Genomic DNA, 20837 nt, shown 5'->3' on the forward strand with positions numbered 1-20837 from the left:
AGGCTCATCGCGGCTTGCGCGATGTAGGGTTCGAGCTTGCGCGAGCGTTCGAACAATCCCTCGTCGCGATAGAGATCGAGCGTCGCGAGCGCTGCCGCCGCAGCAAGCGGATGTCCCGAATATGTGTAGCCGTGAAAGAGATCGATCACATGATCGGGGCCCGTCTGGAAGGCGTCGTAGACATGCTTCCTGACGACGCAGCCGCCCATCGGCACGGTGCCCGACGTGATGCCTTTCGCAAACGTCATGATGTCCGGCGTGACGCCGAAGCGTTCCGACGCCGTCGCATGGCCGAGCCGTCCGAAGGCGGTGATGACCTCGTCGAAAATCAAAAGGACGCCGTGTTTATCGCACAATTCGCGCAGCCGCTTCAGGTAGCCCTTGGGCGGCGGCAGCACGCCGGTCGAGCCCGCCATGGGCTCGACGATGACGGCGGCGATGGTCGATGCGTCGTGCAATTCGACCATGCGCTGCAGTTCGTCCGCCAGATGCGCGCCCCATTCGGGTTCGCCGATGGTGAAGGCCTGTTCGGCGCGATTATACGTGTGCGGAAGATGATCGGTGCCGGCGAGAAGGGGGCCGTAGAACTTGCGGTTCGCGACCATGCCGCCGACCGAGATGCCGCCGAAGCCGACGCCGTGGTAGCCGCGCTCGCGGCCGATCAGCCTTGTGCGCGTGCCCTCGCCGTTCGCGCGGTGATAGGCGATCGCCATCTTGAGCGCGGTGTCGGCGGCTTCCGAACCCGAGTTGCAGAAGAAGACATGATCGAGATCGGCGGGCGCCATCGCGGCGACGCGGCTCGCCAGTTCGAAGACCTTGGGATGGGCGAACTGGAAGGAGGGCGCGAAGTCGAGTTCCGCCGCCTGCTCCTGGATCGCCTTCACGATCGGCGCCCGGCAATGCCCGGCATTCGAGCACCAGAGGCCCGCCGTCGCATCCAGAACCGGCGTCCCGTCCGGCTTGAAATAATGCATGTCCTTCGCTCGCGACACGATGCGCGGCTCGCGCTTGAACTGCCTGTTCGGCGTAAAGGGCAGCCAGAAGGATTCGAGATCGTTCGGCGTGGCGTCGGCACTCATTCAAAGGCTCCTTGGAAAAACTTTCCGCGATTGAAAGTCGGCGCGCGTGCGAAAGCAAGCGGCTCGGCGCGTGACTCTTCCAAATCCGTTTAGTATCTTAAACGAATGGCTGGGGATGTACGACGCGCGCACCGTTCCGCTCCCGCGGCGGAGATCGCCGAGGGCGAAGAAAAAGGGCCGGACATCGGCGCCCGGTTGCGGGAGCTGCGGAAGATGCACGGCTTCTCGCAACGCGAACTTGCGAAACGCGCGGGCGTCACCAACGGCACGATTTCGCTCATCGAACAGAACAGGATCAGCCCTTCCGTCGGGTCGCTGAAGAAGGTGCTGGACGGATTTCCGATTTCCATCGCCGACTTCCTGACGCTCGACATGAAGCCGCGCTCGAAAGTCTTCTACCAGGCGAAGGAGCTGCGCGAGATTGCCGGCGGCGCGGTGTCGCTGCGTCTCGTCGGCCGCGACATGCGCGGCCGCGCGATCCAGATGATGCATGAGCGCTATGCACCCGATGCCGACACGGGCGACGAGATGCTGTCCCATGCGGGGGAGGAATGCGGCGTCGTCATTTCCGGCGTGCTCGAACTGACGGTGGGCGGAGAGGTTCGCCGTCTGGTTCCGGGCGACGCCTATTATTTCGACAGCCGCCTTCCCCACCGCTTCCATAATCCCGGCACGATCGACTGCGTCGTCGTCTCAGCCTGCACGCCGCCGAGCTTCTAAGCCTCTGTTACAAAAAGGAAAAACGAGAACCGCCGGACGCGACCGTCCGTCGCAGGGGCGCCTTCTTGCGAGGCGCGGGGGCCGTTCCTATCTCTTTATTGTTCCCTCTGATGGCTCGGGCCCTCTCCCTCCCTCCCCCAAGACAGGGCCCATGAGTTATCTCTTTGCCCTCCCCGCGAAAGCGGGGAGGGCTTTTTTTGTGCGGAATTCTTGCCGGCCCATTCGAGACGCGGGCCCGCCAGGATATGGCGGGCGCGTCTTTCGCGGATGATGTCCTGCGGCTAGCATGGCGGCGGCGCGGCGATGCGCCGGGGGGCATGTTCATGCGCTATGCGGGGCCGACGATCTTCCCTCGATGGAGTTCCTGTGCGCATGGGCCGCGAGGTTTCGCACCGCTTCTGCTTGCCCTTTCCTTCTGCCTCGCCGCCTGCGCGGCGCCCTCGCCGGCCGAGCGGAAGCTGGAAGCGGAAGCACTGGCGGCCGAATTCGGCGGCGGCGAAGCACTCGTCATCGAGACCTCCGATTTCGATCTCTATGCCAGGACGCGGGGAACCTCCGCACCGCTGCTCGTCGTCTATATCGAGGGAGACGGGCTTGCGTGGACGAACCGTACGACCGCGTCGGCCGATCCGACGCCGGTCGACCCCGTGGCATTGAAGCTCGCGCTGCTCGACAAGCACGACGCCGTCGCCTATCTCGCGCGGCCCTGCCAGTACACCGGCCGCGGCGACGGGAGCGCCGGACGCAACTGCCGGACGACCCTCTGGACCTCGGCGCGCTATGGCGAGGAAGTCGTGGCGGCGATGGACGAGGCGGTGGACCGGCTTATGCGCGAGGCGGGCGCGCACGAGGTGGCGCTTGTCGGGTTTTCCGGCGGCGGCACGGTGGCGAGCCTGATCGCGGCACGGCGCGGCGACGTGGCCTGGCTCAAGACGGTGGCATCGCCGCTCGACATCGCGGCCTTCACCCGTCATCACGCAGTGTCGCCGCTTGCCGAATCGCTCAACCCGATAGACGCGGCAGCGACGCTTTCCCGCGTGCCGCAGGTGCATTACAGCGGCGCGGAGGACGAGGTGGTTCCCGCCCCCGTCAACGACGCCTACATGGCGGCGCTCGCGCCCGGCGGCTGCGCGTCTCGTGTCATCGTGGCAGGCGCCGGGCATCGCGAGGGATGGACGGCGGCGTGGCCCGCGTTCGGCATGGAGGAGCCCCGCTGCGCGGCAGCGGCCCCCTGAGCCATCGGCCGTCGAGAAGCCGCCTCCTAAACGTCGTTCTTTCCCGCCTTTTGCGCGCTTTCGCGTTCGGCCCAGCCGAAGATGCCTTTGGACATGAGGGAAAGTTCTGCCTTGCGCCTTGCGCCATAGACGGCAGCGCGAGCGGCGTGAGCCTCGCGGTTCTCGGGCTCGGCAAGCGTCGCGGCTTCGGCGAGGTGACAGGCAAGGCGCATATCTTCCTCGCGGCCGGTGGCGGCGAGGGTTTCCGCGCGCGCGACAAGCTTCGCAACGCCGCCCGCAAGAGCCGCGATCTCGGCGGCGACGGCGGCGTCGGGGGCGGGCTTCAGGCGCGAAGGATTGCCGTCGTACCAGCCGCCATAGAGCCGCCAGATATTGTGGATGATGAATTCCGGCTCGTCATAGACGGGCTTCAAATAGGGCTTGTCCATGAAATGGGACGGCAGCTTGACGCCATGGATGAGATCGTCGAGGCGCGCGCCTGCGTTCATCATGTCGAGCGAACGGGAGACGAGGAATTCAAGCGCGGACGCTATCGTGTCCAGCACGCCCGCAATGCGCGCCTTGCCTGCAATGGGAAGGCCGTGGGCGGGAAGCAGAAGCTCCGGCTCCATCGCCGCCATTTCGCGAAGCGCGCGCGCCCATTCCAGCGGGAAGCGCTGGACCTTTTGCGGATTGCCCGCATTGGGGAAGACCCAGGTGACGAAATCGCCCGAGCAGATCGCCTTGTGCTCCGGCACCCACGCCCAGAGATGATCGTCGGTCTCACCGATGGCATGGCGCAATTCGAAGCGCGTATCGCCGGCACGAAATTCCATGCGGTCGCGGAAAGTCGTGTCGGGCTGGACCCAGGGGTCGGGACCGAAGCGGCGGGCAGCTGGCTTGCCGCCGGGTTCGCCGCCGCCCATGCGGAGTTCGGTGGCGGGCGCGAACTGGCGCGCATTGATGGTGAAGTTGTAGCCGTTGGTCAGTTCGTAGCGGCGGAAGCGGGGCGAGACGTTTTCGTGGCCGATCACTTGCGGGCGCGGACGGTTGCGGTCGCAGGCCTCGCAGAGAACGGCGCCGGTGCCGCCGACATGATCGGCATGGCCATGCGTGTAGCAGACATGGGAGACGGGCTCGTCCGTCCAGCCGCGCAACGATTTCATCACGCCGCCCGCAAAGGCTTCGAGGCTGGTGTCGAAAAGGACGAGGCCGTCGCCGGTGCGGAAGGCGACCACATGCGAGAAGGCTTCTATGAGAGCGATGCCGGGGGCAACCTCGGAAAGCTCCGTCGTCGGACGGTTGACGAGGCCGGCGCCTTCATAGATGTCGTTGTCGATGTAGCGCGCGGAAAGCGCGAGAAGATCGGCCATGGGGAGCTCCCTTTTCGTCCATTATGCACGAGCGTGCGATTTGGCGCGCAAGGTCGGAAAAGGCCGGCCGATTGTCTACAATATATGGAGAGAATTCCGCGACACGGAATTTGAGGGCTCCCCCTCCCTCTCACGGAAGGAAGGGGGCCAAATCACTTCGGATTGAGGCCGAGCATGTTTGCGATGACCTTGTCGAGCGTGCGTTTCGGGGCGAAGGCCATCAGCGCCTTTTCGGCGAGGCGGCCTTTTACGGCCGCGTAGCGGACCTTGGGGTTCGGCGTGGTCAGCGCCTTCAGGATCAGCTTGCCGAGTTTTTCGGCAGGGAGGCCCTCGCGGCCCTGGCCGATGAAGACCTTCTGGAATTTTTCGAGGATCGGCAGGTACGGCGAATTGCCGTAGCGCGAAATGTCGATCTCTTCGGCCTTGTCCCAGATCGCCGTCTTGACCGGGCCGGGGCCGATCACGATGACGTCGATGCCAAAGAGCATGAGTTCGCGGCGGAGCGCCTCGGAGAAGCCTTCAAGCGCGAATTTCGACGCCGCATAGGGGCCGATGAAGGGCATGGCACGGATGCCGCCGACCGACGAGATGTTGACGATGCGGCCGGGATTGCCCTTCAGCGACTTGTCCGCACCGAGCAATGGCGCGAAGGCCTGCGTGACGAGGAAGGGGCCGGTGACGTTCACATCCATCTGCTTGCGGAAATCGTCCGGGTCGACTTCGAGGAGGGGCCCCGAGACGGCGATGCCCGCATTGTTGACGAGGCCGGCCAAAGTCTCGCCCTTCAAGGCGGCGCGGACGGTTGCCGCGCCCTGTTTCACGGCAGCTTCGTCCGTCACGTCGAAAAGAAGCGGCGTGAAGCGGTCACCCAGTTCCTTTTTCAGGCGGGCGGCGTCGGCCTCCTTGCGGACGGAGCCGAAGACGTGGAAGCCCGCTTTCGCGAGAACGGTGGCAGCCGCATGACCGATGCCGGTCGATACGCCGGTGACGACGATGGATTTCATGGCTTGTTCCCCCAATGACCGAAAACGATCAGATGGTCATGTTCATTCAAAGATCAAGGTCGTATCTGACCCAATCCCCGCGACGGGCGAGCTTATCGTAGAGGGCCTGCGCCGTCGCGTTATCCGAGGCCGTCTGCCAGTAGAGGCGGAGCCAGCCTTCGGCACGGCCTCTTTCGGCAAGCGCCTCTATGAGCGCGCGGCCGGCGCCGTGCCCCCTCGCGCCTTCGTTCACGAAGAGATCCTCGAGATAGCAGACCGGCTTCGGGCTCCAGGTGCCGGGATGGAGGATCGCATGGGCGAAGCCGAGCGTTGCGCCCTCCCCTTCCGCGATGAGGCCGATATGGTTCGGCGCGGGCGCGAGAAAGCGGGCCCATGTGTCGGCGCTGACTTCCGGCGGCAGGCCCGTCTTGTAGAAGGCGAGATAGTCCGCCCACATCGCGTCCCATGCGCCGCGGTCGAAGGCGGCGAAGGGACGGATGTGGACGGACTTCGTCATGTCACGAAGCCGTCGCGCCGCCATCGACGACCATGGTCTGGCCGGTCATGAAGGCGCCGGCCGGGCTGGCGAGGAAGACGGCCGCGCCCGCAATCTCGTCGGGCATGCCGATGCGCTTCAGCGGCGCGCCGGCGGTGGAGCGTTCGAGGATCTCCGGATTGTCCCACAACGCCTTGGCGAAATAGGTCTTGATGAGGCCCGGCGCGATGCAATTCACGCGGATGTTCGAGGGGCCGTATTCGACCGCAAGGTTGCGCGCGAGCTGCATGTCGGCAGCCTTGGAGACGCAATAGGCGCCGAGGATGGGCGAACCGCGCAGGCCGCCGATGGACGAGACGATGACGATGGATCCGTCCTTCCGCTCGACCATTTGCGGCAGAACCATGTGGGCGAGCCAGTGGTTCGACTTGATGTTGGCCGACATGATCTTGTCGAAGGCGTCGTCCGGCAGGTCCTTCGAGGGGCCGAAATAGGGGTTCACGGCGGCGTTGCAGACGAGGATGTCGACCCGGCCCCACTTTTTCATGGTCGTGTCCACAAGACGCTGCAGGTCGGCCTTTTCGGAAATGTTGCAGGGGACGGCGATGGCGGCGTCCTTGTATTTCGCGTTGATCTCGCCCGCGACCTTCTCGCAGGCGTCGGCCTTACGGCTCGATACGACGACCTTCGCGCCATGCTCGGCCATGCGATGGACGATGGCTTCGCCGATGCCTTTGGTGGAACCGGTGACGATGGCCACCTTTCCGCTCAGGTCGAACAGGTTCATGTGTCGCCTCCCTTAATTTTATTGTGGTTTTCCGTAATCGAATTGGGTTCTCGCCGGACGCGGCGTTTGATAGGCTCTGCCTTACCAGCGGGGTATGGGACTTTAGTACACTATCGGGTGGCGAAACCACAGGCGGGAACTCTCTCGATCCCGGCCGGTTTCTCCTATCCGGGACAACAGGCGGGTCGCCATCCGGCGCCCGGACCAACCGATCGGAGCTATCAATGCTGATGAAAAAATTCGCCGTCGTCGCGCTCGTCGCGAGTTTCGGCCTCGCAGCCTGCCAGACCCAGGACCCCTATACCGGCGAACAGAAGACGAGCAAGGCAACCTACGGGGCGCTTGGCGGCGCCGTCATCGGCGCGCTCGGCGGTGCCCTTATCGGCGGCGGCGATTCGACCGACCGGCGACAGCGCGCCATGATCGGCGCGGGCATCGGCGCGCTGGCGGGCGGCGGCGTCGGCTATTACATGGACAAGCAGGAAGCCGAGCTGACGCAGCGCCTGCGGGCGTCCGGTGTCAGCGTCACGCGCGTCGGCAACGACATCATCCTCAACATGCCGGGCAACGTCACCTTCGCCACCAACTCCTCCGACATCAACGCGAAGTTCTACGACGTGCTGAACTCGGTCGCGATCGTGCTGAAGGAATACGACAAGACGCTGATCGACGTGACGGGCCACACCGATTCGACGGGCTCCGACCAGTACAATCTCGAACTGTCGCAGAAGCGCGCGCAAAGCGTTGCCGCCTATCTGATCGGCCAGAGCGTGGACAGCCGCCGCTTCTACATCGTCGGTGCGGGCGAGAGCCAGCCGATCGCGACGAACGACACGCCGCAGGGACGCGAACAGAACCGCCGCGTGGAAATCCGCTTGTCGCCGCTGACGACGAGCTGATTACAGCGCATATATGGATGAAGAGGGCCCGGCAGCGATGCCGGGCCTTTTTTGTTTCAGGGTGCCGGAAATTGCGTGAGCGGATTGTACGGCATGTCGGTGTTGCCGTAGTCGATGCCCATATGACTGAGTTCCGACGTCACCTGCGAGCGGTGATGCGTGGCGTGGTTGAAGAGTTGCGCCCACCAGAAGGAACGCGGCAGGCGGCGGCCGTTTGGCATTACGATCGGCTCGTCGAACCAGACGGCCACGGCGCTTTCGCAGACGAGACGGAGGCGGGCATCGAGGCCGACGCGGGCCGCCCGGAGATTGTCGAATTCGGTTTCGATGCGGCGCTTCGGATCGAAGGGCGGCGGCGCGACGCCCTGGATGTAGCCGAAGAGATGCGTGTCGACCATGAGGATGTGATCGAGCGTCGCGACGATGTCGCCGAAGAACATGCCACGCTCGCGCGAGGCTTCGCCGGGCGGCAATTGCGCGACGATGCCATAGAGCTTTTCGTTCTGCCACTGGTTGTAGCGCGAAAGCTCGACGGCGATGGGCGCGTAGCCGCTCACCCGAGCAGTCTTTCGATTTCGTCCACCAGCGAGGTGTCGAGCGGGCTCACCTTGCTCGGATAGACGCCCACAAGCGTGCCGTCCGGCCCGACGAGATATTTGTGGAAGTTCCAGCGCGGGCGCGCATCCTCACCCGCGACTTCGCTCACCCAGAGATAGAAGGGATGGGCTTCGGTGCCCACGACCTGCTGCTTCGCGGTGAGGGGAAAGGTGACCGAATAATTCACCTCGCAGAAGCTTGCGATCTCTTCCTCGGTGCCGGGCTCCTGCGCGCCGAAATCGTTGGACGGCACGCCGATGATTGTGAGCCCGCGCGCGCGATATTTCTCCCAGAGACCTTCAAGCTCGCGGTATTGCGGCGTGAAGCCGCAACGGCTCGCCGTGTTGACGATGAGGACAGGCTTGCCCTCGAAGCGCGACAGCGGCAGCGCTTCGCCCCTGATGGTGCGGAATTCGAAAGCCCAAGCCGACATGAGATGTCTCCTCGCCTTTTTATCGGCGCGCATTATAGCATGGCCCCGAAAAGCGGCGAAGGAGACGAAAAACATGTGCGATACGCTAGTGGCGCGGCCGGGAGCGACGGCGACGGGAGCGTTGCTCTTTGCCAAGAATTCCGACCGGGAGGCGAACGAGGCGCAATATCCGATGTTCGTGCCCGCCGCATCGCATCCGAAGGACGCCACCCTCCGCTGCACCTATATCGAAATCCCGCAGGCCCTCAAAACCCATGCCGTGCTGCTGTCTCGACCCTTCTGGATGTGGGGCGCGGAGATGGGCGCGAACGAGCACGGCGTCGTTATCGGCAACGAGGCGGTGCATGCGAAGATCGCGCCCGGTGCGACGCCCGCACTGATCGGCATGGACCTGTTGCGGCTCGGTCTTGAGCGCGGCGCCAACGCGGCGGAAGCCATCGACGTCATCACGACACTTCTGGCGACACATGGGCAAGGCGGCAATTGCGCCCATAAAGGCCGCTTCGAGTATCACAACTCCTTCATCGTCGCCGATGCGGCGGGCGATGCCTTTGTGCTCGAAACGGTCGGGCGCGAATGGGCGGTGGAGCGTGTCGCCACGAAGCGCAGCATTTCGAACAGCTACACGATCGGCAGCGGGATCGAGCGCGCCAGCCAGGGCGCGGCTGCGCTGGCCGCGGAACGGGGATTTCTGAAAGAGGGCCAAGCCTTTCACTTCGCCGATGCCTTCGCGAACCGCAAGCGCTCGGCGCTCGCCAGCGGCCATCAGCGCTGGTGCCGGACGAGCGCACTGCTGAATGCGCGGACAGGTGGACTGACACAGGCCGACATGATGGCGTTCCTCCGGGACCACGGCGCGCAGGCGGCGCGCAACGAGCAGTGGCGGCCGGACGGCATTCTCGGCGGGGCGGTGTCGGCGCATGCGACCTACGGGCCGGTCAGGCGGTTCGGCCAGACGACGGCATCCTGGGTGGCGGAGCTCGGCCAGGGGCGCGCCGTCCATTGGCTGACGGCCACGGCGGCGCCCGATACGGGCATCTTCAAGCCGGTGTTTTTCGGGCCCGGCTACGAGGGTGCCGCCCTGCCGGATTTCGGGCCGGCGCCGACGGATGTGTTCGATGCGAAGACGCGGTGGTGGCGCCATGAGCGGCTACACCGGGCGGTGCTGCGGAACTATCCCGAGCGGCTTGCGGCCTACAGGCAAGAGCGCGACCGGCTGGAGGCTTCTTTCGCGGCACGGGTGGAGGCGTTGCTTGCGCGGGGCGGCGGGCCTGCGGAGGCCGGGGCGCTGTCGCGGGAGCTATGGCGCGAGGCGGACGCTGCCGAAGAGCAGTGGCTTGAGCGGGTGCGCGCCATCCCCGAAAACCCGGCGTTCAGGCCCTCCGGCCCGATGACGGCGCATTGGGGGAGCCTAGCGAGGCAGGCAAGGATGCGGTGAAAGCCGCGACAGGGCCCAAACTGGTTAACGGTTTTGCAAGGGCTCGGGCATAGGGTGAAGAAGACGTGAATTTACCGGTGGGTCCTGGGGGGCCCGAGCCACGGGGACGTTCGGACATGCCGTTGCCGATCAAACATCTCGCCGCCACCTTGCTTTACGCGCTGCCTTCGGTGGCGCTTGCCTATGGCGCCATCGTGTTTTTCGCCGTCGATCCGAAGCTCGCGGCGCTGGGCGGGCTCATCGCCTGCCTGTTGGGGGCCGAAGCCCATGCCGCCATCTCTCGCGGGATCGAACGCAAGGCCGTCCGCAAGGAATTGCAGGAACTGACGAGCCTCGCGGCCGGATTGTCGCGCGATCTCGACGATGCGGCGGACAAGATCGTCGAACTGGAAGAACGCTTCGAGCGCGAGACCGCCGAGCGCATGGAACGCATCTTCTCCGAAATCCGGGTGGTCGAAAGCCTCGTGAAGCGGCTTGCCGAAACGCGTGAATTCTCCGGCGCCGTCGTTGCCGCCGCGCAGCCGGCCACCATCGAAGCCTCCAGGCCCGCTCTTGAGCTCGCCTCTCCCGCGCCGGACAGCGACGTTCCGCCGCCGAAGCCGGAAAAGCGGCTGGAGGACATGAACGATTCCGAATTGCTGGAGACGATCCGCCGCTCGCTCGAGACCAACCGCGTCGATCTCTACCTGCAGCCGGTGGTGAGCCTGCCGCAGCGCAAGGTGCTTTATTACGAAGGCTTGTCGCGGCTTCGCACCGACAAGGGCGAACTCATCATGCCGCGCGACTACATGCGCGTGGCGGAGCCCGCCGGCATGATGCCGACGGTCGACAATATCCTGCTCTTCCGCTGCATCCAGGTGGTGCGCAAGCTCGCCCAGCGCAACAGCAAGGCGGGCGTCTTCTGCAACATCTCCGCCTTCTCGCTGCTGGACGAGGATTTCTTCCCGCAGTTCATCGACTACATGCAGCACAATACCGATCTCGCGCAGCACCTCATCTTCGAATTCAGCCAGATGACGGTGAACGGCGCGGGCCCCGTCGAACGGGCGAGCCTCGAAGCGCTGGCCGCGCTTGGCTTCCGCTTCTCGATGGATCAGGTGACCAATCTGCGCTTCGACGTGGCAGCACTGCACGACCGCAACTTCCGCTATGTGAAAGTGTCGGCGGCGACAATGCTGGAAGGCCGTCATACCGCCGGGGACATCCATGCGGCGGACCTGAAAGAACTGCTGCGCCGGAATGGCATCCAGCTCATCGTCGACAAGGTGGAGACGGAGCGCGAAGTCGTGGACGTGCTCGACCTCGATGTCGAGCTCGGTCAGGGCTTCCTCTTCGGCGAGCCACGCCCCGTGCGCGAAAGCGTATTGAAGGACGAGCCCACCCGGACCGAAATTTCGATAGCTGCCGACTAGTTTTCTCCCATCTGACGCGCTTGCGGCTCCATATTCGCCCCTCGGTTGACAGGGGGTGGCGCCGGGGTATCTTGCCCCAGCCTTGCCCTGTCATTCCGAAAGAGCAATCCCATGAGCCTCGCCGACCTCAAGCCGATCATCGAGCACGCGTTCGAGAATCGCGACCAGATCAACGCCCAGACCAAAGGCGAGGTGCGGGATGCCGTAAACGAGGCGCTGAACGCCCTCGACAGCGGCAAGGCGCGGGTCGCCGAAAAATTCCAGAACGAATGGGTCGTGCATCAGTGGCTGAAGATGGCCGTGCTGCTCTCGTTCCGCCTGAACGACATGTCGGCGATCGCGGGCGGCCCCGGCGAGAACACCAGCTGGTGGGACAAGGTGCCGTCGAAGTTCGAGGGCTGGGGCGAGACCGAATTCCGCAAGGCGGGCTTCCGGGCCGTGCCGGGCGCCATTGTCCGCCGCTCGGCCTATATCGCGCCGAACGTCGTGCTGATGCCCTCCTTCGTCAATCTCGGTGCCCATGTGGACGAGGGGACGATGGTCGACACCTGGGTCACCGTCGGCTCCTGTGCGCAGATCGGCAAGAACTGCCATCTCTCGGGTGGCGTCGGTATCGGCGGCGTGCTGGAGCCGCTGCAGGCAAACCCGGTCGTCATCGAGGACAATTGCTTCATCGGCGCGCGCTCGGAAGTCGTGGAAGGCGTGATCGTCGGCGAAGGCGCGGTGCTTTCCATGGGTGTCTTCATCTCGGCCTCGACCAAGATCATCGACCGGGCGACCGGCGAGGTCCATATCGGCAAGGTGCCGCCTTATTCCGTGGTCGTCCCCGGATCCCTTCCCGGAAAGCCGAACCCGGACGGGTCACCCGCACCCAGCCTTTATTGCTGTGTGATCGTGAAGACGGTGGATGCGCAGACCCGCGCCAAAACCGCCATCAACGAGTTGCTGCGCGACTGACGCTCATTTGACGAGTTGCGGGGCGCGGGGTACCAAGTGGACCCATGACCGCGCCCGCTTCATCCCCCGCCTCCCCCTACGATCCACTCGACATCGCGGTGGAGCTGATCCGCTGTCCAAGCGTGACACCCAATGATGGAGGCGCGCTCGGCGTCCTTGAAAAGTGGCTGACGCCGCTCGGTTTCAAATGCGAGCGGATGCGCTTTTCGGCGGAGGGGACGCCCGATGTCGACAATCTCTATGCGAGGCTCGGTTCGGGCCATCCTCATTTCTGCTTCGCCGGGCACACGGATGTCGTGCCGGTAGGCCAGACCGATGCGTGGAGCGTCGATCCCTTCGCGGCAGACATCAAGGACGGGCGGCTCTATGGGCGCGGCGCCGCCGATATGAAGAGCGCCGTGGCGAGCTTCGTCGCGGCGGCCGAACGCATCTCGCGGGAAGGCTTCCAAGGCTCGATCAGCCTGCTCATCACCGGCGACGAGGAAGGGCCGGGCATCAACGGCACCAGGAAGATGCTCGAAGCCCTCGCCGCGCGGAACGAGACGATCGACCATTGCATCGTCGGCGAACCGACCTGCGTCGAAAAGCTCGGCGACATGATCAAGGTGGGACGGCGCGGCAGCATAAATGGCTGGCTGACCGTTCACGGCACACAGGGCCATGTCGCCTATCCGCACCTTGCCGACAATCCCGTTCCGCGGCTTCTCGAAATGCTGAGGCGGCTCGACGCGCATGTGCTCGACGAAGGCACGGATCATTTCCAGCCGTCGAATCTTGAAGTGACAACCGTCGATGTCGGCAACACGGCAACGAATGTCATTCCGGGGTCGGCGCAGGCGACCCTCAATATCCGCTTCAACGACCTTCATACGGGAGCCTCGCTCGACAAGTGGATGCGCGGCTTGCTCGACGCGGTGACGGCAGAGATGGGCGGCAGCTACTCCTTCAAGACGAGCATTTCGGGCGAGGCTTTCATCACCCAGCCCGGGCCGTTCTCCGCGCTGATCGCGGAAGCGGCGCAGGACGTGACGGGGATCGTGCCTGAGCTTTCGACAACCGGCGGCACATCCGATGCGCGGTTCATTCGCGCCTATGCGCCGGTGGTTGAATTCGGGCTGCCGAATGCGACGATGCATAAAGCGGACGAGAACACAGGCGTCAGCGAAATAAGACAGCTTGCCGATATTTACGAGACGGTATTGCGCGGCTACTTCGCCGGGCGGGCATCTTGAGCGCGGCGGAGGTCACCAACGGCCTGATCGGCGCCTGGCGCATCGTCACGCGGGACGAACGTGCCAAGCATTGTTTCGATCTGTCGACGGCAGGGGCGGCACGCTCTTTCTCGGCCCTGTTGCTCTCTGTGCCCGTGCTCTTTTTCAGCATCACCGCCTCGTGGCGCATTGCACAGTCGGAATTCGATCTGGCCCGCGACCTGTCGTTCGGCCTCTTCATTACCGCCGAAATGCTCAGCACATTCATCTATTGGGGATTGTTCCTTGCGGCCATGATGCGGATCGCGCAAGCGCTGAAACTGCGGCCTCATTATATCGCATGGCTCATCACCTATAATTGGGGTGTGCTGTTCACGACCGTCGCCTTCGCGCTCCCCCTCATTCCCTACTCGCTCGGTATCTACTCGGCGCAGATGGCTGTCGTGCTGGCGCTGCCGGCGCTGATGCTGCTCGCCTGGTACCGGTGGCAAATCGCGCGAGAAGTCCTCGGCGCGGACAAGGGCGCCGCGGCGGCGATACTGGTTTTCGACTTTGTGCTCAGCCTTTCGGTCGACCAGGTGGTGGGCATGATCTTGCTGCCGGGCGCGGGAGGCTTCAGCGGATGAGCGACAATCGCCCCATCGGCGTTTTCGACAGCGGTATCGGCGGCATTACGGTGTTGAAGGCGCTGCGAGCGGCACTCCCGCATGAGGACCTCGTCTATCTGGGCGACACCGCGCGTCTCCCCTACGGCACGAAGAGCCCCGAAACCGTGACGGCCTATGCGACGCAGGCGACGAAACACCTGATGGAGCATGGCGTGAAGATGATCGTCATTGCCTGCAATACGGCATCCGCCGTCGCCATCGGCCCGCTGACGGAAGCGTTGAAGCCGCTGCCGGTCATTGGGGTGATTGAGCCGGGCGCAAAAGCAGGCGTCGGCGCCACCAGAAGCGGCCATATCGGCGTCATCGCCACGGAAGCTACGGTAAAGGGAGGCGCATACGCTCGCGCAATCCATGCGCTCAAGCCGGACGCCTTTGTGAGCCAGGCGCCCTGCGGGCTGTTCGTGACGCTGGCCGAGGAAGGCTGGGTCAGCGGCGATGTCGCGGAGGCGGCGGCCAAGCGCTATCTGGCGCCGCTTTTCAGGGGCAAGAATGCGCCCGATACGCTGGTGCTCGGCTGCACGCATTTTCCGGTGCTGGCGCGAACCATCAAGAAGGTGGTGGGCAAGGACGTGAAGCTGGTCGACAGCGCCGCAACGACCGCAAAAGCGGTGCAGGCGGCGCTGGCCGACCGGGGCCTGGGGGCGAAGCGACGCGGCAAGGGAAAGACACGCTTTCTCGCGACCGACAGCACGGAGCGTTTCGCGCGGGTGGGCGGCATTTTCTTCGGCGAAATCATCCGCGCGAAGGATGTGGAGCTGGTGGATATAAGGCCAAGCTGAGCCGGCCTACTCGTAGTCGACCTGCAGCAAATACAATCCATCCGGCGGCGCGACCGGGCCACAGGCGGCGCGGTCCTTTGCCGCCAGTGCCTTTTCCACCTTGCGCCGCGTCCAGCTTCCATCGCCGACCATTTTCAGAGTGCCGACGAATGAGCGCACTTGATTGTGGAGGAAACTGCGGGCGCGGCAGACGATTTCGATTTCGTCCGCATAGCGCGATACCGAAATCTCGTCGACGGTCTTCACCGGCGATTTCGCCTGGCACTGGACCGAGCGGAAAGTCGTGAAGTCGTGGTAGCCGACCAGTGCCTGCGCCGCATCGTGCATCGCATCGGCATCGAGCGGCTTGTGGACGAGCCATGCCTGGCCCCGATCGAGCGTCAAAGGCGCGCGGCGGTTGACGATGCGGTACATGTAGTGGCGCTTCACGGCGGAGAAGCGGGCCTCGAATGTGTCCGGCACTTCTTCGGCTTCGACGATGGCGACGGGATGCGGGCGCATATGGGCGTTCACGGCATCGCGCAGCGTGTCCACCGCGACAGGGTTTTCGAAGTCGACATGGGCAACCTGTCCCAGCGCATGAACGCCCGCATCCGTGCGGCCAGCGGCATGGACTTTCAATTCCCGGCCGCAAAAGCCCTTGATGCCTTCTTCCAGCACTTGCTGCACGGAACGGCCGTTGGTCTGGGCCTGCCAACCGACAAAGGGCGAGCCGTCATATTCGATGGTGAGTTTGTAGCGCGGCATCAGGCGACACTCTCGCCGGCGGAGAGGGGAAAGCCGCGCAGAAATTCGCGTGCGCCGACCGGCGATTTGCCGGCGCGCTGGAGGTCGGCGATTTCGAGCGCGCCTTCCCCGCAGGCGACGACGATGCTGTCTCCGGCATCGAGCACCATTCCGGGCTTGCCGGATTTCGCGACGGGCTTCGCCCGGAGGATTTTCACGCGAACGGCTTCCTTGCCGCGGGCAATCTCGAAGAAGGCGCCGGGAGAGGGCGTGAGCCCCCGGATATGGCAATCGAGCTCGCTCGCCGGGCGGCGCCAGTCAATGCGGGCTTCGGCCTTCTCGATCTTCCGCGCGTAAGTGACGCCATCCTCCGCCTGCGGGGTCGCTTCGAGACCGCCACGGGAGAGAGCGGCAAGCGCCCGCACCATCAGCGACGCACCGATATGGGAGAGCCTGTCGTGGAGGCTGCCCGCCGTCTCGTCCGCCGCGATCCTCACACGCTCCGCCAGGAGCACCGGGCCGGTGTCGAGGCCTTCCTCCATCTGCATCACCATGACGCCGGTTTCGGCGTCGCCCGCCATGATGGCGCGCTGGATGGGCGCGGCGCCGCGCCAGCGCGGCAGCAGCGAGGCATGGAGATTGAGGCAACCGAGGCGCGGCGCTTCGAGCACCGGCTTCGGCAGGATGAGACCGTAGGCGACGACGACCGCAACATCGAGATCGAGCGACGCGAAGGCCTGCTGCTCGGCCTCCCCCTTCAACGAGACCGGTGTGAAGACGGGGATGCCGTGCTCTTCCGCGAAGCGATGCACGGGCGAGGGCTGCTCGGCCATGCCCCTGCCCGCCTTGCGCGGCGGTTGCGAATAGACCGCAACGACTTCATGGCCGGCGGCGACGATTTCCGCGAGAACGGGAACCGAAAAATCCGGCGTTCCCATGAAGACGAGCTTCAAGCCGGTTCCTTCTGAAGCTTCTTCTGCTTCGTCAGCTTCTTCAGCAGCATGGAGCGCTTGGTGCGCGAGAGATGGTCGATGAAGAGGATACCCTTCAGGTGGTCCATCTCGTGCTGGAGACAGGTGGCGAGAAGATCGTCGCAGTCCTCCTCGCGGATTTCGCCCTGATAGTCGAGATAGCGCACGCGGCAGCGGGCCGGGCGCTCGACGTCCTCATAAAACTCCGGCACCGACAGGCAGCCTTCTTCGTAAACGGCCGTGTCTTCCGAGGTCCAGAGGATATCCGGATTGACGAAATAGCGCGGCTGCGGCTCCTCGCCCTCGCGGGCGAGGTCCATGACGATGACCTGTTTCGGCACCCCGATCTGGATGGCGGCGAGACCGATGCCGGGAGCGGCATACATGGTCTCCAGCATATCGTCCATGAGCGCGCGCAGGCCGTCATCGACCCTGTCGACGGGCTTCGAGACCTCTTTCAGCCGGGGGTCCGGCGCGGTGATGATTTCGCGTATCGCCATGGGGTTGAAATAAGCCCGGGGGACGGCGGGGTCAAGCCGGAGAGCGTCGGCGCGGACGAGGCGGGGAATCGGCTATAGTTCCTCCAGAGGTGGAAAAAATGACAGAAACCCTGGTTATTGTGCTCGTCGCCCTGGTGGCCGCCGGTCTCGGCGCCGCTATCGTCCTGCTCATGCGCGGGCGGGCAAAGGATGCGGACGATGCCGTGGCCGCCCTCGTCCGGCAGCAGACCGAACTGGTCGGCCGGATTGCGGCCATGGCCGAGACGCAGGCACAAACCCGGGTCGAGCTCACCACAACGCTGAACGAGCGGCTGGAGCAGGTAAGTCTGCGTATGGGGCAGAGCCTCGAGGCGACCGCGCAGAAGACGGCGGAGACGCTGGGCACGCTGACGACGCGGCTGAGCGTGATCGACGAGGCGCAGAAGAACATCACCGATCTCTCAACACAGGTGGTCGGGCTTCAGGACATTCTCGCGAACAGGCAGGCGCGCGGTGCCTTCGGCGAGGTGCAGTTGAATGACATCGTCTGCAACGCGCTGCCGCCATCGGCCTATGGTTTCCAGACCACGCTTTCCAACGGCACACGGGCGGACTGCGTCATCCACCTGCCGAACCCGCCGGGCTCCATCGCCATCGACGCGAAATTTCCGCTCGATGCCTATCACATGCTGCGGAACGCCAAGGACGACACGGAGCGCACCGTCGCGCAGCGCCAGTTCCGCGCCGACCTGACGAAACATGTGAATGCGATTGCCGAAAAATATATCGTGCCGGGCGAGACGGCGGAGTCAGCCCTGATGTTCCTGCCGTCAGAAGCCGTCTATGCCGAACTGCATGCGAATTTCGGCGATGTCGTGAACCGCTCCTATCAGGCGCGCGTGTGGATCGTCTCGCCGACGACATTGATGGCAACGCTCAATACCGTGCGGGCGGTGCTGAAGGATGTCGAGATGCGCAAGCAGGCAGGTGTTATTCAGAAATATGTCGGTCTGCTGATGCAGGACGTCACGAGGCTCGACGGGCGTGTCGGCAATCTGCAGCGGCATTTCGAGCAGGCCGAGAAGGACATCGGCGACATCAGGAAGTCGACCGACTCGATCACACGTCGGGGCGAGAAAATTCAGGAAGTCGAACTGGGCGAGGAAGACGCCGCGATGCCATTGCCACCGAGCACCGCCACCGCCGACCTGCTTTCGAATTGACACCCTCAATCCGGACTATTTTGCCAGTTGCCGTGCCAAGATTTTTGAGGTGCGGGCGGGCGTTTCTTTGCTAGGCTCCGGGCGGAACCGACACTGCGCCCCGGGGGGCGGCTCAAGGGCAAGGGGAACGCGATGCAGGCCACCAACGATTTCATCAATGCGTTGAACAACATCCTGTGGGGATGGCCGATGCTGATCGCATTGGCGGCGACAGGTGTTTTCCTCACCATCGGGCTGCGCTTCGTTCCCTGGCGGAAGCTGCCGGAAGCCCTCGCCCTCTCCGTCCGTCCCTCAAAGGGCGCCGGCGATATCTCGCCTTTCCAGGCGCTGATGACGGCGCTGGCCGCCACGGTCGGCACCGGCAACATCGCCGGCGTCGCTACCGCGATCTATTTCGGCGGCCCCGGCGCCTTGTTCTACATGTGGGTGATCGCCCTTGTCGGCATGGCGACCAAATATACCGAGGCAGTGCTCGCCGTCGCCTACCGCGAGGTGGACGAACTCGGCAATCATGTCGGCGGGCCGATGTATTACATCAAGAACGGTGTCGGTGCGAAGTTTCCGACGCTCGCGCTCATTCTCGCGCCGGCCTTTGCCATCTTCACCGCGCTTGCCGGTTTCGGCATCGGCAATGGCGTGCAGGCCAACTCGGTCGCGCATGCGCTGAATGAAAGTTTCGGCGTGCCTGTGCTCGTCTCCGGCCTTGCGATGATGGTGCTGGTGGGACTTGTGCTGGTCGGCGGCATCCGCCGCATCGGCGAAGTTGCAAGCGCGCTCGTACCGACAATGATCGTTCTCTATGTGGGTACGGCCGTCGTCATCCTCGCGATCAACTACGCGGCCATTCCGGCGGCCTTCGCGCTTGTCTTCCAGTATGCCTTCACGCCGGGCGCGGTCGAAGGCGGCGCCATCGGTGCAAGCGTCATGCTCGCGATCCGCTGGGGCTTTGCACGCGGCATCTTCTCGAACGAGGCAGGCCTCGGCAGCGCCGCCATCGCCCATGCGGCTGCGAAGACGGACGATCCGATCCAGCAGGGTCTTGTCGGCATGGTCGGCGTCTTCATCGACACGCTGGTCGTCTGCACGCTGACGGGCCTCGTCATCATCACATCCGGCCTGTGGGCGGGCGGCCTCAACGGCGCGGCGCTGACAAGTGCGGCTTTCGGCTCGGCGCTTCCCTGGGGTGCGGCCATCGTCGCGGCATCGCTTGCCCTCTTTGCCTTCACAACGCTGCTTGGCTGGAGCTATTACGGCGAGCGGGCGGTGGAATTCCTTTTCGGTATCAAGGCAATCTGGCCCTATCGCATCGTCTGGGTGCTGGCGATCCCGTTCGGCGCCGCAACCAGCCTCGATCTCGTCTGGAACATGGCGGACGCTCTCAACGCGATGATGGCTCTGCCGAACCTGATCGCGCTCTTCATCCTGGCGCCCGCGGTCTTCGCAATGACACGCAACTACTGGGCGAAGAGCTAGGAACCGTCAGAAAGGCCGTCGCGACTTCATCGCGGCGGCCAGCGTTCCGTCGTCGAGATAGTCGAGTTCACCGCCGACCGGCACGCCGTGTGCGAGGCGCGAAACGGCGATGCCGAGACCTGAAATCCGGTCGGTGATGTAATGCGCCGTGGTCTGGCCGTCGACTGTCGCATTCATGGCCAGGACGACCTCGCGCACTTCACCGCCGGTCAGGCGCTCGACCAGCCGGCCGATATTGAGATCGTCGGGGCCGACACCGTCAAGGGCAGAGAGCACACCGCCAAGCACGTGATAGCGGCCTTTATGCGCGCCCGCACGTTCGAGCGCCCAGAGATCGCCGACCTCCTCCACGATGCAGAGGACATGCGGGTCGCGCAACTCGTCCGTGCAGATGGCGCACGGGTCTTGCGTATCGACATTGCCACAGACGGAACAGACACGCGCCTTCGCCATTGCCTCGGTCATGGCGGCGGCGAGAGGGCCGAGCAGCGTTTCCTTCTTCTTGATGAGCTGCAGGACGGCGCGGCGGGCGGAGCGGGGCCCAAGCCCCGGCAGCTTCGACAGCAGCGCTATCAGTCGCTCGATCTCCGGACCGGTGACGGCCATTGGCTCAGAGCCCGAGGCCCGGAGGCAGCGGAAGACCACCCGTGACGGACTTCATCTTCTCCGCGGCAATGGATTCCGCTTTCGTCTTGGCGTCGGCGGCAGCGGCGACGATGAGGTCTTCGAGGATTTCGCGCTCCTCCGCCTTCATCAGCGACGGGTCGATGGTGACCTTCTTCACCTCGCCCTTACCGGACATCGCAACGGTAACGAGACCGCCCCCTGCACGGCCCTCGACCTCCGCCGCTTCAAGCTCGGCCTGCATATCGGCCATGCGCGACTGCAACTTCTGCGCCTGCTTCATGATGTCGAGCAT

23 protein-coding genes are annotated in these 20837 nt (G+C 64.4%); 11 read left to right on the forward strand and 12 right to left on the reverse strand.

The window, feature by feature from the left end; all coding sequences use genetic code 11:
* On the reverse strand, positions 1 to 1079 hold a 1079-nt coding region (locus tag Q8S60_RS02240; protein ID WP_305668291.1), incomplete at its 3' end, for an aminotransferase class III-fold pyridoxal phosphate-dependent enzyme.
* Positions 1080 to 1184: 105 nt separating this feature from the next.
* Between Q8S60_RS02240 and Q8S60_RS02245 the strand changes: the two genes are divergently transcribed.
* Positions 1185 to 1799 carry a cupin domain-containing protein gene (locus Q8S60_RS02245; RefSeq protein WP_305275753.1) on the forward strand — a complete coding sequence of 205 codons (615 nt, stop codon included), beginning with the start codon at positions 1185 to 1187 and terminating at the stop codon, positions 1797 to 1799.
* A gap of 197 nt (positions 1800 to 1996) precedes the next feature.
* Positions 1997 to 3034 carry an alpha/beta fold hydrolase gene (locus Q8S60_RS02250; protein ID WP_305325913.1) on the forward strand — a complete coding sequence of 346 codons (1038 nt, stop codon included), beginning with the start codon at positions 1997 to 1999 and terminating at the stop codon, positions 3032 to 3034.
* Between the two features lie 26 nt (positions 3035 to 3060).
* Here the strand turns inward: Q8S60_RS02250 and Q8S60_RS02255 are convergent, their stop codons facing one another.
* The 4 genes from Q8S60_RS02255 to Q8S60_RS02270 form a co-directional block, all read right to left on the reverse strand.
* A complete protein-coding gene (locus Q8S60_RS02255) occupies positions 3061 to 4386 on the reverse strand; it encodes an alkyl sulfatase dimerization domain-containing protein (protein WP_305275751.1) in 1326 nt (441 codons plus the stop codon).
* A 152-nt stretch (positions 4387 to 4538) separates the two neighbouring features.
* Complete coding sequence (locus Q8S60_RS02260) at positions 4539 to 5390, reverse strand: SDR family oxidoreductase (RefSeq protein WP_305275750.1); 852 nt, start codon at positions 5388 to 5390, stop codon at positions 4539 to 4541.
* Positions 5391 to 5436: 46 nt separating this feature from the next.
* Entirely contained in the window at positions 5437 to 5886 is a 450-nt protein-coding gene (locus Q8S60_RS02265) for a GNAT family N-acetyltransferase (RefSeq protein ID WP_305275749.1), read from the reverse strand.
* 1 nt (position 5887) lies between these two features.
* Positions 5888 to 6652, reverse strand: a complete 765-nt coding sequence (locus tag Q8S60_RS02270) for an SDR family oxidoreductase (protein WP_305275748.1) — start codon at positions 6650 to 6652, stop codon at positions 5888 to 5890.
* Positions 6653 to 6879: 227 nt separating this feature from the next.
* Between Q8S60_RS02270 and Q8S60_RS02275 the strand changes: the two genes are divergently transcribed.
* Positions 6880 to 7551 (forward strand): OmpA family protein, encoded by a 672-nt coding sequence (locus tag Q8S60_RS02275; RefSeq protein WP_305276407.1) that lies wholly within the window; start codon positions 6880 to 6882, stop codon positions 7549 to 7551.
* Between the two features lie 56 nt (positions 7552 to 7607).
* Here the strand turns inward: Q8S60_RS02275 and Q8S60_RS02280 are convergent, their stop codons facing one another.
* Both Q8S60_RS02280 and Q8S60_RS02285 read right to left on the reverse strand, forming a co-directional pair.
* Entirely contained in the window at positions 7608 to 8108 is a 501-nt protein-coding gene (locus Q8S60_RS02280) for a DinB family protein (RefSeq protein WP_305275747.1), read from the reverse strand.
* Complete coding sequence (locus tag Q8S60_RS02285; protein WP_305275746.1) at positions 8105 to 8581, reverse strand: glutathione peroxidase; 477 nt, start codon at positions 8579 to 8581, stop codon at positions 8105 to 8107. The genes Q8S60_RS02280 and Q8S60_RS02285 overlap by 4 nt, the downstream gene beginning before the upstream one ends.
* Before the next feature lie 73 nt (positions 8582 to 8654).
* Here Q8S60_RS02285 and Q8S60_RS02290 point away from each other — a divergent pair, with 73 nt between their 5' ends.
* The 6 genes from Q8S60_RS02290 (at position 8655) to murI (ending at position 15046) form a co-directional block, all read left to right on the forward strand.
* Entirely contained in the window at positions 8655 to 10019 is a 1365-nt protein-coding gene (locus tag Q8S60_RS02290; protein ID WP_305275745.1) for a hypothetical protein, read from the forward strand.
* A gap of 116 nt (positions 10020 to 10135) precedes the next feature.
* A complete protein-coding gene (locus Q8S60_RS02295) occupies positions 10136 to 11431 on the forward strand; it encodes an EAL domain-containing protein (RefSeq protein WP_305275744.1) in 1296 nt (431 codons plus the stop codon).
* Between the two features lie 111 nt (positions 11432 to 11542).
* The gene (dapD, locus tag Q8S60_RS02300; RefSeq protein ID WP_305275743.1) at positions 11543 to 12388 is read left to right on the forward strand and encodes a 2,3,4,5-tetrahydropyridine-2,6-dicarboxylate N-succinyltransferase; all 846 of its coding nucleotides are present in this window, start codon (positions 11543 to 11545) and stop codon (positions 12386 to 12388) included.
* Between the two features lie 44 nt (positions 12389 to 12432).
* Entirely contained in the window at positions 12433 to 13620 is a 1188-nt protein-coding gene (dapE, locus tag Q8S60_RS02305; RefSeq protein ID WP_305275742.1) for a succinyl-diaminopimelate desuccinylase, read from the forward strand.
* Positions 13617 to 14225 carry a hypothetical protein gene (locus Q8S60_RS02310; protein WP_305275741.1) on the forward strand — a complete coding sequence of 203 codons (609 nt, stop codon included), beginning with the start codon at positions 13617 to 13619 and terminating at the stop codon, positions 14223 to 14225. Before dapE ends, Q8S60_RS02310 begins: the two co-directional genes overlap by 4 nt.
* Positions 14222 to 15046, forward strand: coding sequence for a glutamate racemase (gene murI, locus Q8S60_RS02315; protein ID WP_305275740.1), 825 nt, complete (start codon positions 14222 to 14224; stop codon positions 15044 to 15046). The genes Q8S60_RS02310 and murI overlap by 4 nt, the downstream gene beginning before the upstream one ends.
* Before the next feature lie 6 nt (positions 15047 to 15052).
* Here murI and truA read toward each other — a convergent pair whose 3' ends face one another.
* From truA to def, 3 genes are read right to left on the reverse strand one after another with little or no spacing between them, the layout of a single operon-like run.
* Positions 15053 to 15793, reverse strand: a complete 741-nt coding sequence (gene truA, locus Q8S60_RS02320; protein ID WP_305275739.1) for a tRNA pseudouridine(38-40) synthase TruA — start codon at positions 15791 to 15793, stop codon at positions 15053 to 15055.
* On the reverse strand, positions 15793 to 16725 hold the full coding sequence (gene fmt / locus Q8S60_RS02325) for a methionyl-tRNA formyltransferase (RefSeq protein ID WP_305275738.1): 933 nt from the start codon (positions 16723 to 16725) through the stop codon (positions 15793 to 15795). The genes truA and fmt overlap by 1 nt, the downstream gene beginning before the upstream one ends.
* The gene (gene def, locus Q8S60_RS02330) at positions 16722 to 17243 is read right to left on the reverse strand and encodes a peptide deformylase (RefSeq protein WP_305275737.1); all 522 of its coding nucleotides are present in this window, start codon (positions 17241 to 17243) and stop codon (positions 16722 to 16724) included. Before def ends, fmt begins: the two co-directional genes overlap by 4 nt.
* A 98-nt stretch (positions 17244 to 17341) precedes the next feature.
* On the opposite strand from def, the gene Q8S60_RS02335 reads away from it, so the two are divergent.
* Together Q8S60_RS02335 and Q8S60_RS02340 are read left to right on the forward strand one after the other, a co-directional pair.
* Positions 17342 to 18445 (forward strand): DNA recombination protein RmuC, encoded by a 1104-nt coding sequence (locus Q8S60_RS02335; protein WP_305275736.1) that lies wholly within the window; start codon positions 17342 to 17344, stop codon positions 18443 to 18445.
* Between the two features lie 132 nt (positions 18446 to 18577).
* Positions 18578 to 19918, forward strand: a complete 1341-nt coding sequence (locus Q8S60_RS02340; protein WP_305275735.1) for a sodium:alanine symporter family protein — start codon at positions 18578 to 18580, stop codon at positions 19916 to 19918.
* Between the two features lie 6 nt (positions 19919 to 19924).
* Here Q8S60_RS02340 and recR read toward each other — a convergent pair whose 3' ends face one another.
* Both recR and Q8S60_RS02350 read right to left on the reverse strand, forming a co-directional pair.
* The gene (gene recR, locus Q8S60_RS02345; protein WP_305275734.1) at positions 19925 to 20524 is read right to left on the reverse strand and encodes a recombination mediator RecR; all 600 of its coding nucleotides are present in this window, start codon (positions 20522 to 20524) and stop codon (positions 19925 to 19927) included.
* Between the two features lie 4 nt (positions 20525 to 20528).
* Positions 20529 to 20837: a YbaB/EbfC family nucleoid-associated protein gene (locus Q8S60_RS02350; RefSeq protein ID WP_370867263.1), complete on the reverse strand. Its 309-nt coding sequence runs from the start codon at positions 20835 to 20837 to the stop codon at positions 20529 to 20531.

Source organism: Parvibaculum sp. (assembly GCF_030694575.1).
In the GTDB taxonomy this organism is placed as follows: Bacteria; Pseudomonadota; Alphaproteobacteria; order Parvibaculales; family Parvibaculaceae; genus Parvibaculum.

Coding starts and splice junctions, on each gene's coding strand:
- Q8S60_RS02245 (WP_305275753.1), top strand. CDS start 1,185: ATGGCTGGGGATGTACGACGCGCGCACCGTTCCGCTCCCGCGGCGGAG.
- Q8S60_RS02255 (WP_305275751.1), bottom strand. CDS start 4,386: ATGGCCGATCTTCTCGCGCTTTCCGCGCGCTACATCGACAACGACATC.
- Q8S60_RS02260 (WP_305275750.1), bottom strand. CDS start 5,390: ATGAAATCCATCGTCGTCACCGGCGTATCGACCGGCATCGGTCATGCG.
- Q8S60_RS02265 (WP_305275749.1), bottom strand. CDS start 5,886: ATGACGAAGTCCGTCCACATCCGTCCCTTCGCCGCCTTCGACCGCGGC.
- Q8S60_RS02270 (WP_305275748.1), bottom strand. CDS start 6,652: ATGAACCTGTTCGACCTGAGCGGAAAGGTGGCCATCGTCACCGGTTCC.
- Q8S60_RS02285 (WP_305275746.1), bottom strand. CDS start 8,581: ATGTCGGCTTGGGCTTTCGAATTCCGCACCATCAGGGGCGAAGCGCTG.
- Q8S60_RS02290 (WP_305275745.1), top strand. CDS start 8,655: ATGTGCGATACGCTAGTGGCGCGGCCGGGAGCGACGGCGACGGGAGCG.
- Q8S60_RS02295 (WP_305275744.1), top strand. CDS start 10,136: ATGCCGTTGCCGATCAAACATCTCGCCGCCACCTTGCTTTACGCGCTG.
- dapD (WP_305275743.1), top strand. CDS start 11,543: ATGAGCCTCGCCGACCTCAAGCCGATCATCGAGCACGCGTTCGAGAAT.
- dapE (WP_305275742.1), top strand. CDS start 12,433: ATGACCGCGCCCGCTTCATCCCCCGCCTCCCCCTACGATCCACTCGAC.
- murI (WP_305275740.1), top strand. CDS start 14,222: ATGAGCGACAATCGCCCCATCGGCGTTTTCGACAGCGGTATCGGCGGC.
- truA (WP_305275739.1), bottom strand. CDS start 15,793: ATGCCGCGCTACAAACTCACCATCGAATATGACGGCTCGCCCTTTGTC.
- def (WP_305275737.1), bottom strand. CDS start 17,243: ATGGCGATACGCGAAATCATCACCGCGCCGGACCCCCGGCTGAAAGAG.
- Q8S60_RS02335 (WP_305275736.1), top strand. CDS start 17,342: ATGACAGAAACCCTGGTTATTGTGCTCGTCGCCCTGGTGGCCGCCGGT.
- Q8S60_RS02340 (WP_305275735.1), top strand. CDS start 18,578: ATGCAGGCCACCAACGATTTCATCAATGCGTTGAACAACATCCTGTGG.
- recR (WP_305275734.1), bottom strand. CDS start 20,524: ATGGCCGTCACCGGTCCGGAGATCGAGCGACTGATAGCGCTGCTGTCG.
- Q8S60_RS02350 (WP_370867263.1), bottom strand. CDS start 20,837: ATGCTCGACATCATGAAGCAGGCGCAGAAGTTGCAGTCGCGCATGGCC.